Genomic DNA, 14,574 nt, shown 5'->3' on the forward strand with positions numbered 1-14,574 from the left:
CATAGTATTTATTCTTCTGCAATATAGCCCCATTTATATTGAACGAGACCAAGAGGAGATACTTCAATATTTTTAACCTTGGCATTATTCGTCCAAACGTTTGTATAGAAGTAAATTGGTGCTAACGGAAGTTCTTCCATAAAGATATCTTCTGCTTTTCGTAATAAATCTTCACGCGCCTTAACGTCTGTCTCAACTCTTGACTCTTTCAACAAACCTTGGTATTCAGCATTTTCCCAGTTCGTGTAGTTGTTCCCGCCAACTGTTTCAAAGATTTCCAAGAAGTTGATGGCATCGTTAAAATCTGCAAGCCAACCCATACGCCCGACTTGGAAGTCACCTGCACCCATGGAGTCAAGATAGACACCCCACTCTTCATTATTAAGCTCTACATCTACTTCCAAGCCCTTTTTCCACATATCCTGTACGGCTTGTGCAATGGAGGCATGTGCTTCACTTGTGTTATAAGAAAGTTTAACGGTAGGCATTTCGCTTAAACCTAATTCTTCTAACCCTTTTTCCATCAATTTTTTCGCTTCATCAAGGTCATTATCCTTGAAGTAGCCTTCTGAGTTTTCTTCAAAAATTGAAGGTGGTACCAATGCCATCGCAGGTGCTTGCTCAGCCTGTGTAATATTGTCTACAATTCCTTGGCGATTGATCGCCATGGCGAATGCTTTACGAATATTAACGTTAGTAAATGGTTCTGCTTCTGTGTTAAATGCGTAGTAGTAAACACCAGCAAGTGGAGATATATTTAATACTTCGTCTTTCTTATATGATGGGATTGCTGCCAACGGAATCGAGTCTGTTGGGGAACCGAGCCAATCCAATTCACCTTTATCATACATTTGTTTCGCTGTATTTTCTTCCTCAATCATAACCATTTTAATTGTTTCTAACTTCACTGTGTCCGCATCCCAATACTCAGGATTTTTCTTTAGAACAATCTCATCTTTATGTTTCCAAGACTCCATAAGAAATGGACCATTTGTCACATAATTTTCCGACTGGTCTTGTGCCCAGTTAGGGTTTGCTTCGGCTACACTTGCATTGACGGGAAAGAACGTATAAAACGCTGTCAATTCAAGGAAATATGCTGTAGCTTGTTCCAACTCGACAACCAATGTTTGATCATCCTCTGCTGTAACTGCTACATCGTCCAAGGAACCGCCATTTTCTTTCGCAGCTTCGGCACCTTTAATCATATATAATTGATAGGCATAATCCGTGTCCACATTAGCTGGATCGAGTACCCATTTCCAAGCATATTCAAAGTCTTTTGCTGAAACAGCATCTCCATTAGACCATTTTGCATCTTTTCGAATTTTGAATGTATATTTCAAGCCGTCATCAGACATTGTGTAACTTTCCGCCATGGCCTCTTCTACTTCACCTTCTTGATTTACACGCATTAAACCTTCAAACGTCTGGTTTAATACCGCCCCTGATGTTGTGTCTGTTGCTAACGATGGATTTAATGAAGGCGGTTCTGACCTGATGTTCACATTTAGCGTTTGATCCGCCGCTAGTTTACCTGTTTCTTTTTCATCTGTTTTTCCAGTCTTTTCATCATCACCACAAGCTGCTAAAATCACACTCATAGTAAACACCACAACTAGTAATACTAACCATTTTTTCTTCATACTTCATTCCCCCCTCAGGCTTTTATTAAATCCAACATGTTGAAAGCGCTTACAACATATCTTGTAGTTATTATACTACCAATGATTGAATATTCCCACCTGAAATTACAGAAATGGTAGAAAAGTACGAATAATGTTTTTTCGAGAGAATTTATAACAAAAAAACGCTACCAGGTTATTCCGGTAGCGTTTCATTTCACTATTATAATTATTCCACAGGAACGATTGAACCTTTCCACTCTTCCAAGATAAAGTCTTGAATTTCTTTCGATTTCAATACTTCGATTAATGCTTTAATTCCAGCGTTGTTTTCATCGCCTTTACGGACTGCAATCACATTCACGTAAGGTGAGTCCGTTTCCTCGAGCGCAATTGAATCTTCAAGTGGATTTAGGTCTGCGTCAAGTGCATAGTTTGAGTTTATCAGCACTGCATCGCCTTCGTCATTATTATAAAGTTGTGGCAATAATGCAGCTTCAAAGTCAGCTTCGAACTGAATATTTTTTGGATTGTCAATAATGTCTTTCACTTCAGCAGTCGTTTTCTCAACGTCAGGATTCAGTTTGACAAGTCCTTCTACTTCAAGCATTGCAAGTACACGGCCATGGTCGGCAACAGAATTACTCATCAAGATTGTTGCACCATCAGGAAGATCCTTTAGTGAGTCGTATTTTTTCGAATAGACACCGATTGGTTCAATATGGATTCCACCCGCATTTACAAAATCATAGCCATGATCACTCATCGACGATTCTAGATACGGTATATGTTGGAAGTAGTTTGCATCAATTTCACCGGAGTCTAGGTCTTCGTTCGGCAAAACGTAATCTGTATACTGTTCAATAACGAGATCAACGCCTTTTTCTTTCAACAACGGCTTCACTTTTTCTAAAATAATTGCATGTGGCGTATTCGAAGCACCGATAACTAGTGTTGTTTCTTTCGCTTCTTGGTCATCTCCGCTACTTGCATTGTTATTGTCGTCATCATTTTTCGTTCCACAAGCTACTAATGTTAGTACCAATGTTGCTAATAAAATTGCTGACAGTATTTTTTTCATTGTGTAAACTCCTCTTTTCTATGCTGTTTATATAATTATCAGGCAAAGCCCGGTATTCCTATATTAACATTATCTTTTATCAAACTTTTTAACCGCTACATCTCCGATAAACTGAATGATGAAGACGATGATTAAGATAAGAATCGTTGCCATTTGCGTAACGTCTTCACGACTTCGTTGGAATCCATCCAAAAAGGCTAGCGTTCCTAGTCCACCAGCTCCGATAACACCCGCCATTGCCGTATAGCCGACAAGTGCAATTGCCGTAACGGTAATTCCCGAGATAAGGGCAGGCATCGATTCTGGTAATAACACTTTAAAGATAATCGTAGACGTTTTAGCGCCCATCGATTTTGCAGCTTCAATCACACCTTTATCGATTTCCTGCAAGGCAATTAAAACCATTCGACCATAAAACGGCGCAGCCCCGATAATTAATGCAGGTAAAGCGGCCTCTGGTCCTCGCATTGTACCAAGAAGCAATTTTGTAAATGGAATCAGCAATATAATTAAAATGATAAACGGGATTGACCTAAAAATATTGACGAATGCTCCGGAAATCGTATGAACCAACTTATTCGCCCATAACTGTCCTGGACCTGAGAGAAACAACAAGACACCTAGTGCCAACCCAAAAACAAATGTGAATACGGTCGACATTGCTGTCATATAAAGTGTCTCTACAGTCGCTTCCCACATCTTAGCCCAATCTACATTCGGAAACAGGTTTTCAATCATTACCAATTACCTCCGTCCGGACATCTTGTGCATTAAGATAATGGATTGCTTCTTGAATAATCGATTCTTCTCCATCTAGTTGAAGAATCAGCGTGCCGTAAGGGCCAGTATGTGTGTGGGCTATATTCCCTTGCACAATATTCACGTCAATCTTAAACTTTCGAATCAAGCTCGTAATCACCGGCTGTCCAGTTCGTTCCCCTACAAAGGTAAGTTTTACTAGCGTTCCAGATGGAAACTCTTCTTTAATATGTTCCATCGCTTCGATTACTTCCGCAGGTTCTGTGACTTGCGATAAGAAACGTTTCGTAATCGGCTCCCTTGGTGATTGGAACACCTTAAGAACATCGCCCATTTCGACTACTTTTCCTTCTTCCATCACAGCAACCCGGTGACAAATCTTCCGGATGACTTGCATTTCATGTGTAATGAGGACAATTGTCAGACCAAGTCGCTCATTGATATCCGTCAGGAGATTAAGTATTGAATCTGTCGTTTCTGGATCCAGGGCAGAGGTGGCTTCATCACAAAGTAACACTTCTGGATCATTTGCTAAGGCACGCGCAATCCCAACACGCTGCTTTTGTCCCCCTGACAATTCAGAAGGGTAGGCATTTTCGCGTCCCTTCAAACCTACCAATTCGATTAGTTCAGCGACTTTTCGTTCCCGTTCTGCTTTAGGGACATTGGCGATTTCGAGTGGAAAAGCAATATTATCTTTCACAGTTCTCGACCATAACAAATTAAAGTGTTGGAAAATCATGCTTACTTTTTGACGTGCTTTCCGTAATTTCTGACCTTTAATAGAAGAGATTTCCAATCCGCCGATTGTAATCGTGCCACTGGTCGGCATTTCTAATCCATTTAAAAGCCGGATGAGTGTGCTCTTTCCAGCACCACTATATCCAATCACACCAAATATTTCACCCTCTGAAATATCAAAGGTTACACCGTCCACAGCGACAATACTTTTTGAACCTTCACCGAAGACCTTATGAACGTCTGTTAAATGAATCATTTTTCTTCACCTCTATAAATAATAAAAAGCCTTACTGCTCGATGCAGAAAGGCTTAACGTTTAATGTAATAAGCGTATGTCCAATCTCTCATCTTTCAAAGCAATATGCTTTGTGTGACTTGGCACCAGTTCACTTATGTGATGGTTGCCGGGCTTCATAGGGCACTTCCCTCCGCCTCTCTTTATAAGAGTGATTAAATTATGTTTTATGATTAACAATAAATCTAGCATACCTGTCCCTGGTCTGTCAACTTATTTTCACTAGCAAATCAGGTACTGATTTGAATGCATATACCTTTTCCGTCAAAACACCATTTTTAGAAATGAGGAGGCAGGGTACACTTTCAATTTGATAATCAATTGCTAATTCCTCGTGATAATTCAAATCTGCCTTACCAATCGGTATCTCTGGTTTCATAACAGAAATTACATTCATCATTTTCGAAGCGACTGCACATGTACCGCACATTGGCGTGTACAAATAAAATACCGCAATGTCTTTTTCGCTGCTGTTCTTTTCCCAATCTCTAATTGTCCATATATCCATTATATCTACCTTCTTACATTATAAATTCAGGGTGAACTTTAATATGTGCTTCTTGAAGAATTTTTGCAAGCACATTGTATGGTGTTGTTTCAACTTCTTTATATACTCTTTCAGTGTAAAGATGAATGGCTAATGGATATTCCCTTTTGAATAATACACGGGTTTTTTCGCCATCTTCATCTGCATCAAGGAAGACGTACATCTCGAACTCTTCATAAGGTGTTAATAGTACCTCAAGATTATAAGGACTTATGGTACCATTTGTACAAATAATATCAATAGGTTCAGCAAGTACACGACTGACTCGTTTCCGATCCGCGCTTCCTTCTACAATCAAGATTTTCATCTGATTCAAGCTTTATGCGCCTCCTTTATAAAAAAAGAAAAACGCCGAATAACTTCTCGGCGTCCGGTGTCAACTATTACTCAATTGTCATTTTGTCATAGTCTTCAGCCGACATAAGTCCATCTAATTCGGAAACATTTGATGGTTCAACGACAATCATCCAGGCTTGTTCGTAAGGGGATTCGTTAACAAACTCAGGGCTATCTTCTAACTCTTCGTTTACTTCAACTACTTTTCCACTAATTGGCGCGTATAACTCAGATACTGTTTTTACAGATTCAACGCTACCGAAAGGCTCGTCTGCCGTTATTTCGTCGCCGATTTCAGGTAGTTCAACGAATACGATATCGCCTAGTTCAGATTGCGCAAAATGAGTAATCCCGATACGGTACTTTCCGTCTTCGTCTTTAACCCACTCATGTTCTGCTGAATACTTAAATTCCTTTGGTGTGTTCATATTCATGACCTCCAAAATAGTTATTCTTTCAATCTAATAGTGCCATAAGCTAGCCTTAAACACAAGGTGTGAAGCCTTTAAATCCATACATTTTCATATTCTTCTTCTTTGAAACCTACAGTCGTTTTTCCATTTCCATGAACAATCGGTCGTTTGATTAACATTCCGTTTGATGATAGTAATTTTATTTTTTCAGCTTCCGACATCGTTGGTAATTTATCTTTCAGTTGAAGCTCACGATACACTTTTCCACTCGTGTTAAAAAACTTCTTAATGTCTAACTCAGAAGCTTCAATGATTTCTCCAAGTTCTTCTTCGCTTGGCGGGGTTTCCGCGATATTCACTTCGGTATATTCCAATTCGTTTAACTCGAGCCATTTCTTCGCTTTTCTACACGTGCTGCATTTAGGGTATCCGTAATAGGTCAATTTCATAATTACACATCTCCTTCGTTTCCCCTATTGTAGCAAAAAAATGCCCAGATACCAAAAGGCGTCTGGGCAATTGCTTACATCATTCCTTAGACGATGTATTTTTCTGCATCAATAAGTTTTTCCGAAGTCTCACGTTTTTTCGCAATAATATTGTAAGGAGTTGAACGAGTTAGTTTGCGAAGTGCTGATAGCATCATACGTTGGTTGTCACCTTCCACCGCTGCCAATAGAATTTCTTTTGCATCTTTTTCAATTTCTGCGAAAGCTTCTTGACAGAATACCTCTGTGTAAAGGATTTTCTGTTTTTCTTTCTCTTCACCATTTCGTGCAATTGCTTTTTCTGTACGCAAAAGGGCTGATTCCATAGCGAATAGATTACTTGCAATATCGGCAATGTTTACGAGAATCTCTTGTTCTTCTTCAAGTTTTGTGCCGTAACGTTGTGCGGCAAGACCTGCAACTAGTAAGCCAATCTTTTTCGCGTTTTTCACAAGTACTTTCTCTTGTGCAAGGGCTTCGTCACCAATTTCTTCAGGCATCATCATAAGCAGCTCTTCTTGTAGTCCTTGTGCTTTTTCAAGCAAAGGCAATTCACCTTTCAATGCTTTTCTCATGAAAGTCCCAGGTACCAGTAGGCGGTTTATTTCATTTGTTCCTTCAAAAATGCGGTTGATACGGGAATCTCGGTAAATACGTTCAACTTCGTATTCTGCCATAAATCCATATCCACCGTGTAGTTGTACGGCTTCATCGGCAACATAGTCTAGTAATTCCGAACCGACGATTTTGTTAATGGAACATTCAATTGCGTACTCGGCAATCGATGCTGCAATTGCTTTTCCATCTTTTCGTTCTTCAACAGTCATCGCACTATTACGTTCTTCAAAATAACCGATTGTACGATACACTAAACTTTCTGCTGCATAAGTACGTGAAGCCATTGTCGCAAGCTTTTCTTTTGTTAAATTAAATGAAGAGATTGGTGTTTTAAATTGTTTACGTCCATTTGCATATTCAATCGCCAATTGGAGTGCACGTTTTGCACCGCCAACTGTGCCGACACCCAATTTGTAACGACCAATATTCAGGATATTAAAGGCGATCACATGGCCGCGTCCTACTTCACCCAATAAATTTTCAACAGGCACTTGTGCATCTTGTAGGATTAACGTACGCGTAGAAGAAGATTTGATCCCCATTTTCTTTTCTTCTGCACCAACAGATACCCCTGGGAAATCTTTTTCCACGATAAATGTTGAGAATTTGTCGCCGTCAACTTTTGCATAGACCACAAATACATCCGCAAATCCTGCGTTGGTGATCCACTGTTTTTCACCATTCAAAATATAATGTGTTCCCGCTTCATTGAGCTTCGCATTCGCACTTGCTCCCAATGCATCTGAACCTGAACCCGGTTCAGTTAATGCATAAGCTGAGATTTTATCACCCGTCACCGAATTTGGTAAATACTTTTTCTTTTGTTCTTCCGTACCGAATAATACGATCGGCAATGTTCCGATTCCAACATGGGCACCGTGTGTGATTGAAAATCCACCCGCACGTGACATTTTTTCAGATATCAATGCTGATGAAATGGCATCTAAGCCGAGACCGCCGTATTCTTCTGGAACATCTGCGCCGAGTAGTCCCAAATCTCCTGCCTTTTTCAATAAACGTACAGAGTGTTCAAATTCATGGTTCTCTAAATTATCGATGACAGGCACAACTTCATTTAATACATAGTCCTCAGTTGTTTTGGCAATCATTTTCTGCTCTTCAGTAAAATCCTCTGGTGTAAAGACACGTTCTGCTTCGATGTCTTCGATCAGGAAAGCGCCGCCTTTTATTAATTCCGTTGTTTTTAATTCAGTCATTGTTTGTTCCTCCTTTTAATTTAAAACGAAAATTAGCTACTTCTTATAACATTTCAAATACGCCTGCTGCGCCCATTCCGCCGCCGATACACATTGTGACAACGCCGAATTGTTTGTTTTGGCGTTTGAGTTCTTCCATTAATCGAATGGTTAATATTGAGCCTGTTGCGCCGAGTGGATGGCCGAGCGCGATTGCTCCGCCGTTGACATTCACTTTATCCATATCAAGGCCAAGATGACGGATTACTTGAAGTGATTGGGATGCGAATGCTTCGTTTAGTTCCCATAAATCAATGTCTTCAACTGATAATCCAGCTATTTCAAGTGCTTTTGGAACTGCTACAATTGGGCCAATTCCCATCACTTGTGGAGGTACCCCGCCAACTGCGAATGAACGAAACTTAGCGATTGGCTTCAATCCTTCCGCCTCTGCAACTTCACGGTCCATAATTAGAACTGCACCTGCCCCGTCCGATGTTTGTGAGGAGTTACCTGCAGTTACTGAACCCGTTACTGAAAATGCTGGACGCAAGCGAGAAAGCACTTCTTGTGTTGTCCCGTGACGAACACCTTCATCCATTTCAAATGTAAATTTTTTCTCCGCAGGTTTTCCGTTATGATCAACGTAGTGTTGAACCACATCTACTGGCACAATCCCGTCATTAAACTTACCAGCTGCAATTGCTGCAGCTGCTCTTTCATGAGAACGTACTGCGAATGCATCTTGATCTTCGCGACTCACCCCGTATTTAGTCGCGACTTGCTCTGCGGTATGACCCATTCCCATATAGTACGCTGGTGCTGTTTCTGCTAAATGTGCATTCGGACGTATTACGTTCCCCATCATTGGCACCATGCTCATCGATTCCGCACCACCTGCCAGAATCGCTTTCGAAGATCCAAGCATGATACGCTCTGCCCCGTAGGCAATGGTTTGTAAGCCCGAAGAACAAAATCGATTTACTGTAATGGCTGGCGTTGTATCTGGAAGTCCTGCAAGTGCGCCAATATTACGTGCCATATTCATACCTTGTTCGGCTTCTGGCATTGCACAGCCTATGATTAAATCATCGATTGCACCGTCATATCCACCTGCTCGTCTTAATGTTTCCTTGACCGCAATCGCCCCTAAATCGTCTGGACGAACGGTTGCTAAGGAACCCCTTTTCGCTCTACCGACCGGCGTTCGTGCACCGGCTACAATGACTGCTTCACGCATTATTTCTTCCTCCTCTATATTCGATTGCTTTAATTGCGTAGTGGTTTTCCTTTCACAAGCATATGTTGCATGCGCTGCTGTGATTTTGGTTCAGCTACAAGACTTAGAAATGCCTCTCGTTCGAGGTCAAGTAAATATTGCTCATCAACAGATGTGCCATACGGAACCTTGCCACCAGCTAGTACGAAAGCTAATTTTTTCGCAATTTTTAAGTCATGTTCGCTAATGTAGCCCGATAAGAACATGGCTTCTGCACCAAGAAGTAATGTCGCGTATCCTGAATCACCTGTTACCGGTATTTTTTCACGTTTCGGTGCCATGTATCCGTTTTCATAAAGTGCAATTGCAACTTGTTTTGCGTCGTATAATTGATGATCAGCGTTTACACTAATTCCATCGGCAAAATTAAGGAAGTTATTGTCACGTGCTTCGTCAGCTGAAGTTGAAACTTTCGCCATTGCAATGGTTTCAAATACCTTATTGGCAATTGCTTGGTAATCTAAGTCAACGCCGTTTGGTAATCCTTTTAAATGCTTCGTGTACAATCCGACGTTTCCACCGCCGCCAGGAATGAGTCCCACCCCTGGTTCAACTAATCCGATATACGTTTCAGTTGTTGCTTGTATATGTGCTGCTGGGAGACAAACTTCTGCACCACCACCAAGTGTCATTGCAAATGGTGCAGCAACAACAGGTTTTGTTGAATACTTGATTTTCATCATTGCATTCTGGAACGTTCTAACAACGAAATCCAATTCAAAAACATTGTCATCTTGTGCTTCCATTAAGATGAGTCCAAGGTTTGCACCAACACAGAAGTTTCTTCCCTGGTTACCAATCACAAGACCTTTATAATTCTTTTCCACTTCATCAATTGCGAAGTTGATCATTTGCAAAATATCTAACCCTATCGCATTCGATTGCGAATGAAATTCAAGTAAAGCTACACCATCACCGAGATCTATTAAACTAGCACCTGAATTTTTCTTGATGACCCCGTGTTTTTTCTTATAACGTTTCAAGTCAATCACTTTTTCATTAACAGGAACTGGCTGATAGCCTTCTCCGTCGAAGAAATACAAATCACCGTCTTCTTCTTTATAGAAAGATTCATAGTTTTGAGCTAACAAACGTTGAACAAAAGCAGGTACTTCTCTACCTTCTTCTTTCATAATCTCAACCGATTTAGCAACGCCAATCGCATCCCATATTTCAAATGGACCTTGTTGCCACCCGAATCCCCATTTCATCGCATTATCAATTGCAACAATATCATCCGCGATTTCACCGTGTAGCTCAGCAGAATAACGAAGTGTTGGTGCAATGACGTTCCACAGGATTTCGCCCGTCCGATCTTTTGCATAGACCAATGTCTTCACTCGATTTGCGAGTCCTTTTTGCTGTTTTGCCATTTCAATTGAAGGCGTTTTCAATTTCTTCGCTTTGCTATATTCGAAAGTTTCTGGATCGAGTTCCAAGATTTCTTTATCTTTCTTTACATAGAATCCTTGTTTCGATTTCGCACCAAGCCATCCATTATCAATCATTTTCTTCATAAAGTTTGGTAATTCGAAAACTTTTTGTTCTGCACCTTCTGTCTGGTCATAGACGTTTTTAGCGACATGCATAAATGTGTCCAAACCGACTACGTCTAATGTACGGAAAGTTGCTGATTTCGGACGACCTATTAAGGTTCCGGTTACAGAGTCCACCTCACCGATAGAAAACCCACGTTCCACCATTTCTTGAAGCGTGATCAGTAATCCGTATGTTCCAATTCGGTTCGCTATAAAGTTGGGTGTATCTTTGGCAATGACAACACCTTTACCTAACGTATTTTCACCAAACTGAACCATGAAATCTACCACTTCCGGAGCTGTTGTACTCGCTGGAATGACTTCAAGTAGTTTCAAATAACGTGGTGGATTAAAGAAATGTGTTCCAAGGAAATGCTTTTGAAAATCCTCTGAGCGTTCCTCTTTCATTGCTTCGATACTAATACCTGATGTATTTGATGAAATGATTGTGCCAGGTTTACGAACTGCATCTACTTTTTCATACAGTTCTTTTTTAATCGCTAAATTTTCAACGATAACTTCTACAATCCAGTCAACGTCTTTCAATTTGTCCAGGTCGTCTTCTAAATTTCCCGCTTCAATCAAGGATAGATTACTTTTTGTCGTTAAAGGTGCTGGTTTCTGTTTAAGTAATTTTTGCAATGCGCTTGATGCAATTTTGTTTCTGACTTGGCTATCTTGGAGAGTAAGTCCTTTTGCTTTCTCTTCATCTGTTAATTCTTTTGGAACGATATCCAATAAAAGTACAGGAATACCGATATTTGCGAGATGGGCTGCAATTCCAGAACCCATCACACCTGAGCCTAAAACTGCTGCTTTTTTAATTTGATAAGCCACGAGCAATGCCTCCCTTTATATTCTTGAATGAATGCTCATTCATTATTTGAGCAAAAAAAATAGAAACAATGTCTATTGCATTTATTATAGATCATTTCTTAATTTTTCGCAATATTATCTTCTCTTTTATTTACACGTAATTTCAATTACTACCCCACCCTCGCAATTAACTTGTAAACTGAATGTAGAGAGTCGTTGTTTGTTAAGAAAGGATGTTACATAATGAAAACGGTACTTAATGTGATTGGTAAATCTCAATTTGAGCAAGATATTCATGAGCGCTTTCGTCCCTCGGCATGTGGGCCTGTAACTGCTTATGTAATCCTCAACTATCATTTACCTAACCAACTATATGCAGTGAATGAATTGTATCGATTTTTAGGCAGCACGAAAATTGGGCTATTTACCTGGCGTTTCATCCGCAATATGAAGAAACTTCTTGGTCAAGGTTGGACTGTTGAAAAATGTACTGCTCATGAAGTTATTCATGAAATCGATAACGGCCGACCGGTAGCTGCAAAGTTTGATAAATGGTTTACATTTAACTGGCGCGGTAAATTTGCATTCGATTATCATTGGGTTCCTGTTGTCGGATATGAGAAAAGTGGTGATGACCTATTTCTCATTATCCATGATAATGGCGGACGAAATCGGGCTAGTCAATTGCGCAAAATTTCGTATGGGAAAAACAAATCCATTTTGACGTTTGTAAAAATTAAAAAAGATACGATCTAATTAAATTCTACTAGAACAATGTCTGGTTTCCTACCATGCTTAGTAAGGATGACATTCGCTTCATAATCATGTATCCATTCTACAGATATGTCTTCTGGCAGTTTCGTTTTCGTAATAAATTTATCATCATACTTAATTCTAAGAATCGGGTCGGGAAATTCTTCGACTTGAACAATCTCGATTTTATTAATTTGGTTGGGTGAATGGCTAACCAGTAACTCTTTTTCTGTAGGGTAGAATGTATGAAAAAAACTCCAAGCAATCAGGATGATAACTAGAGGTCCAATGACTACTACTCCAAAAAAGCAGCCAATTTTAGTGAAGAGCTTCATTTTTTCTCGGACTACAATAGGATCGTCATTCCCACCCATCATACTTCCCCCTTTCTAATCATATGACAGTTTCAAGGAGTTATAAGTTTCATTAAACAAAATTCAGTCTTCCATAAATAAAAATAAGCAACTCCCCTTAATTTTTAGGGGGAGTTGCCTCCTTTTATGCGTCTAGTGCATTTAGAATATCTTAAATTGTTTCGCTTAAGTTTTATTTAGCTAGCTAATATCATTTTTACTATTCAAGGAAAAGAACTCCATAGGTTCCTCTTACAAATAAAATGATATCTCCGAAAAGACCTATGATGAAAAACACGAAATAATAGGTTGCATTCGTAATTTCCAACTTGAATAGTTCTCTAAACGCTTGGATAAATAATCTATTAAATTTAAACCAACTTAGTATCCAACCAATGATAAGAAAGGTCACAATCGCCATTTTACAACACTTCCCTTCTTCTATAAGCGCTCAATCTACTGTTCGATGGATGCTTTCTACATTATGTTAATTCAATATAAGAAGAAGGCAATTCCCTATGACTTAACGGAAAATTGCCTTCTTGAGAAGATAATGCTTCAAAATTACTTCATAAAAACAATGAATCTGCATGTCGCATAAGCAGAGTGTAGCCTTCTTTTTCAAAGAGGCTTCGTTTTTCAGCATCATATATCGGTAGGGTTAGGTCATCGATTTGACAGGACACGTCTAGGTCGCAGTGAATTTCGGCAAGTTTTCTGGATAGGTGAAGCATATCCACTCCTTCTTCAATTCGTTTGCGTCTTGCTGGAGTTAGTTCGTCTAGTGCCGCTAGAATACCTTCGATGGAACCATATTGTTTAATTAATGTCAAAGCTGTTTTCGGTCCGATGCCTTTGACGCCTGGGTATCCGTCAGCTGCGTCACCAGTGAACGCTTTTTTATCGATATATTGAAATGGCGTAATGCCGTATTCTTCGATGAATCGTTCGTCCGTGTAGATGTCGTACTCGCTATATCCTTTTTTAATGAGGGCGACTTTAACGCCTGGACGCAGTAATTGTAATAGATCTCTGTCACCCGAAACGATTGTTATATCGGCTTTTCCTTCCCAATTTGTCACCATTGAACCAATTAAATCATCAGCTTCCATTCCTGGTTCGCCGTAACTTTTCCAGCCGACGAGTTCAGAAACACTTCGTGCCATATCAAATTGTGGTACGAGTTCTTCTGGAGGTGCTGGACGATTTGCTTTGTAGCCGTCATATAGATCATTACGGAATGTGTGCGCACCCATATCCCAACATACTGCCATATGGGTTGGGTTAAATAGGGACATTGCTGTCATTGAATGACGAGCGAATCCTTGGACCCCGTTCGTTGGAATTCCTGCTGCGTTCGGAAAATAGTGCCCCATTGCGGATGTTGCAAAAAAGGAGCGGAATAATAAGGCCATGCCGTCAACGATTAAAATATGTGGTTTTTCTTCTGTAGTCAATTGTCATTCCTCCAGTAGCCGAAAATGTTCGATTCCGACTGTGTTCAATACTATAATAGTAGACTACTCAACGAGAATTCGGTACTAATACGGCCCAAATACAAGAAAGCTACTTGAACAATCCATTATTCAAGAACTTGGTTTTATTAGACCCGTTGATTTCCGTTGCGGGCGGACGCTTTCCCGCGGGCACGGCGAAGGTCTTCAACTCGTGCTGTTCCCGCGGGAGTCGCCGCCCCCATACGCGTCAACTTAAGGTTCTGTTCATCACTTCTTATC

At 40.2% G+C, this 14,574-nt stretch carries 15 protein-coding genes and 1 riboswitch; of the genes, 1 reads left to right on the plus strand and 14 read right to left on the minus strand.

Going from position 1 to position 14,574, the window contains the following annotated elements:
- Positions 1-8 precede the first annotated feature (8 nt).
- The 11 genes from AC25Y1_RS16445 to AC25Y1_RS16495 all read right to left on the minus strand — a co-directional run bounded on the left by AC25Y1_RS16445 (position 9) and on the right by AC25Y1_RS16495 (position 11,753).
- The gene (locus tag AC25Y1_RS16445; RefSeq protein WP_488149086.1) at positions 9-1,646 is read right to left on the minus strand and encodes a peptide ABC transporter substrate-binding protein; all 1,638 of its coding nucleotides are present in this window, start codon (positions 1,644-1,646) and stop codon (positions 9-11) included.
- A 208-nt stretch (positions 1,647-1,854) separates the two neighbouring features.
- Positions 1,855-2,706, minus strand: coding sequence for a MetQ/NlpA family ABC transporter substrate-binding protein (locus AC25Y1_RS16450; protein WP_488149087.1), 852 nt, complete (start codon positions 2,704-2,706; stop codon positions 1,855-1,857).
- Positions 2,707-2,775: 69 nt separating this feature from the next.
- Positions 2,776-3,444, minus strand: a complete 669-nt coding sequence (locus tag AC25Y1_RS16455) for a methionine ABC transporter permease (protein WP_488149088.1) — start codon at positions 3,442-3,444, stop codon at positions 2,776-2,778.
- Positions 3,437-4,462 carry a methionine ABC transporter ATP-binding protein gene (locus AC25Y1_RS16460; protein ID WP_488149089.1) on the minus strand — a complete coding sequence of 342 codons (1,026 nt, stop codon included), beginning with the start codon at positions 4,460-4,462 and terminating at the stop codon, positions 3,437-3,439. Before AC25Y1_RS16460 ends, AC25Y1_RS16455 begins: the two co-directional genes overlap by 8 nt.
- Before the next feature lie 85 nt (positions 4,463-4,547).
- Positions 4,548-4,653: riboswitch (SAM riboswitch) on the minus strand.
- 56 nt (positions 4,654-4,709) lie between these two features.
- Positions 4,710-5,009: a thioredoxin family protein gene (locus AC25Y1_RS16465; RefSeq protein WP_488149090.1), complete on the minus strand. Its 300-nt coding sequence runs from the start codon at positions 5,007-5,009 to the stop codon at positions 4,710-4,712.
- A gap of 13 nt (positions 5,010-5,022) precedes the next feature.
- Positions 5,023-5,355, minus strand: a complete 333-nt coding sequence (locus tag AC25Y1_RS16470; RefSeq protein WP_488149105.1) for a toprim domain-containing protein — start codon at positions 5,353-5,355, stop codon at positions 5,023-5,025.
- 76 nt (positions 5,356-5,431) lie between these two features.
- Positions 5,432-5,812, minus strand: a complete 381-nt coding sequence (gene gcvH / locus AC25Y1_RS16475; protein WP_488149091.1) for a glycine cleavage system protein GcvH — start codon at positions 5,810-5,812, stop codon at positions 5,432-5,434.
- A gap of 77 nt (positions 5,813-5,889) precedes the next feature.
- Positions 5,890-6,246, minus strand: a complete 357-nt coding sequence (locus AC25Y1_RS16480; RefSeq protein WP_488149092.1) for an arsenate reductase family protein — start codon at positions 6,244-6,246, stop codon at positions 5,890-5,892.
- Between the two features lie 86 nt (positions 6,247-6,332).
- Entirely contained in the window at positions 6,333-8,120 is a 1,788-nt protein-coding gene (locus tag AC25Y1_RS16485) for an acyl-CoA dehydrogenase family protein (RefSeq protein ID WP_488149093.1), read from the minus strand.
- Positions 8,121-8,163: 43 nt separating this feature from the next.
- Positions 8,164-9,339: an acetyl-CoA C-acetyltransferase gene (locus tag AC25Y1_RS16490; RefSeq protein ID WP_488149094.1), complete on the minus strand. Its 1,176-nt coding sequence runs from the start codon at positions 9,337-9,339 to the stop codon at positions 8,164-8,166.
- A gap of 29 nt (positions 9,340-9,368) precedes the next feature.
- Positions 9,369-11,753, minus strand: a complete 2,385-nt coding sequence (locus AC25Y1_RS16495; RefSeq protein ID WP_488149095.1) for a 3-hydroxyacyl-CoA dehydrogenase/enoyl-CoA hydratase family protein — start codon at positions 11,751-11,753, stop codon at positions 9,369-9,371.
- Between the two features lie 222 nt (positions 11,754-11,975).
- On the opposite strand from AC25Y1_RS16495, the gene AC25Y1_RS16500 reads away from it, so the two are divergent.
- Complete coding sequence (locus AC25Y1_RS16500; RefSeq protein ID WP_488149096.1) at positions 11,976-12,488, plus strand: C39 family peptidase; 513 nt, start codon at positions 11,976-11,978, stop codon at positions 12,486-12,488.
- Here AC25Y1_RS16500 and AC25Y1_RS16505 read toward each other — a convergent pair.
- The 3 genes from AC25Y1_RS16505 to AC25Y1_RS16515 all read right to left on the minus strand — a co-directional run bounded on the left by AC25Y1_RS16505 (position 12,485) and on the right by AC25Y1_RS16515 (position 14,295).
- The gene (locus AC25Y1_RS16505; RefSeq protein ID WP_488149097.1) at positions 12,485-12,859 is read right to left on the minus strand and encodes a hypothetical protein; all 375 of its coding nucleotides are present in this window, start codon (positions 12,857-12,859) and stop codon (positions 12,485-12,487) included. The genes AC25Y1_RS16500 and AC25Y1_RS16505 overlap by 4 nt on opposite strands.
- 199 nt (positions 12,860-13,058) lie before the next feature.
- Positions 13,059-13,259 (minus strand): hypothetical protein, encoded by a 201-nt coding sequence (locus tag AC25Y1_RS16510; protein WP_488149098.1) that lies wholly within the window; start codon positions 13,257-13,259, stop codon positions 13,059-13,061.
- Between the two features lie 148 nt (positions 13,260-13,407).
- The gene (locus AC25Y1_RS16515) at positions 13,408-14,295 is read right to left on the minus strand and encodes a 5'-3' exonuclease (RefSeq protein WP_488149099.1); all 888 of its coding nucleotides are present in this window, start codon (positions 14,293-14,295) and stop codon (positions 13,408-13,410) included.
- Between the last annotated feature and the right edge of the window lie 279 nt (positions 14,296-14,574).

It is taken from the genome of Sporosarcina sp. Y1009 (genome assembly GCF_057669865.1).

What these genes read in the sequence shown, in the direction of transcription:
- AC25Y1_RS16445 (WP_488149086.1), bottom strand. Translation starts at nt 1,646, where the DNA reads ATGAAGAAAAAATGGTTAGTATTACTAGTTGTGGTGTTTACTATGAGT.
- AC25Y1_RS16450 (WP_488149087.1), bottom strand. Translation starts at nt 2,706, where the DNA reads ATGAAAAAAATACTGTCAGCAATTTTATTAGCAACATTGGTACTAACA.
- AC25Y1_RS16455 (WP_488149088.1), bottom strand. Translation starts at nt 3,444, where the DNA reads ATGATTGAAAACCTGTTTCCGAATGTAGATTGGGCTAAGATGTGGGAA.
- AC25Y1_RS16460 (WP_488149089.1), bottom strand. Translation starts at nt 4,462, where the DNA reads ATGATTCATTTAACAGACGTTCATAAGGTCTTCGGTGAAGGTTCAAAA.
- AC25Y1_RS16465 (WP_488149090.1), bottom strand. Translation starts at nt 5,009, where the DNA reads ATGGATATATGGACAATTAGAGATTGGGAAAAGAACAGCAGCGAAAAA.
- AC25Y1_RS16470 (WP_488149105.1), bottom strand. Translation starts at nt 5,355, where the DNA reads ATGAAAATCTTGATTGTAGAAGGAAGCGCGGATCGGAAACGAGTCAGT.
- gcvH (WP_488149091.1), bottom strand. Translation starts at nt 5,812, where the DNA reads ATGAACACACCAAAGGAATTTAAGTATTCAGCAGAACATGAGTGGGTT.
- AC25Y1_RS16480 (WP_488149092.1), bottom strand. Translation starts at nt 6,246, where the DNA reads ATGAAATTGACCTATTACGGATACCCTAAATGCAGCACGTGTAGAAAA.
- AC25Y1_RS16485 (WP_488149093.1), bottom strand. Translation starts at nt 8,120, where the DNA reads ATGACTGAATTAAAAACAACGGAATTAATAAAAGGCGGCGCTTTCCTG.
- AC25Y1_RS16490 (WP_488149094.1), bottom strand. Translation starts at nt 9,339, where the DNA reads ATGCGTGAAGCAGTCATTGTAGCCGGTGCACGAACGCCGGTCGGTAGA.
- AC25Y1_RS16500 (WP_488149096.1), top strand. Translation starts at nt 11,976, where the DNA reads ATGAAAACGGTACTTAATGTGATTGGTAAATCTCAATTTGAGCAAGAT.
- AC25Y1_RS16505 (WP_488149097.1), bottom strand. Translation starts at nt 12,859, where the DNA reads ATGGGTGGGAATGACGATCCTATTGTAGTCCGAGAAAAAATGAAGCTC.
- AC25Y1_RS16510 (WP_488149098.1), bottom strand. Translation starts at nt 13,259, where the DNA reads ATGGCGATTGTGACCTTTCTTATCATTGGTTGGATACTAAGTTGGTTT.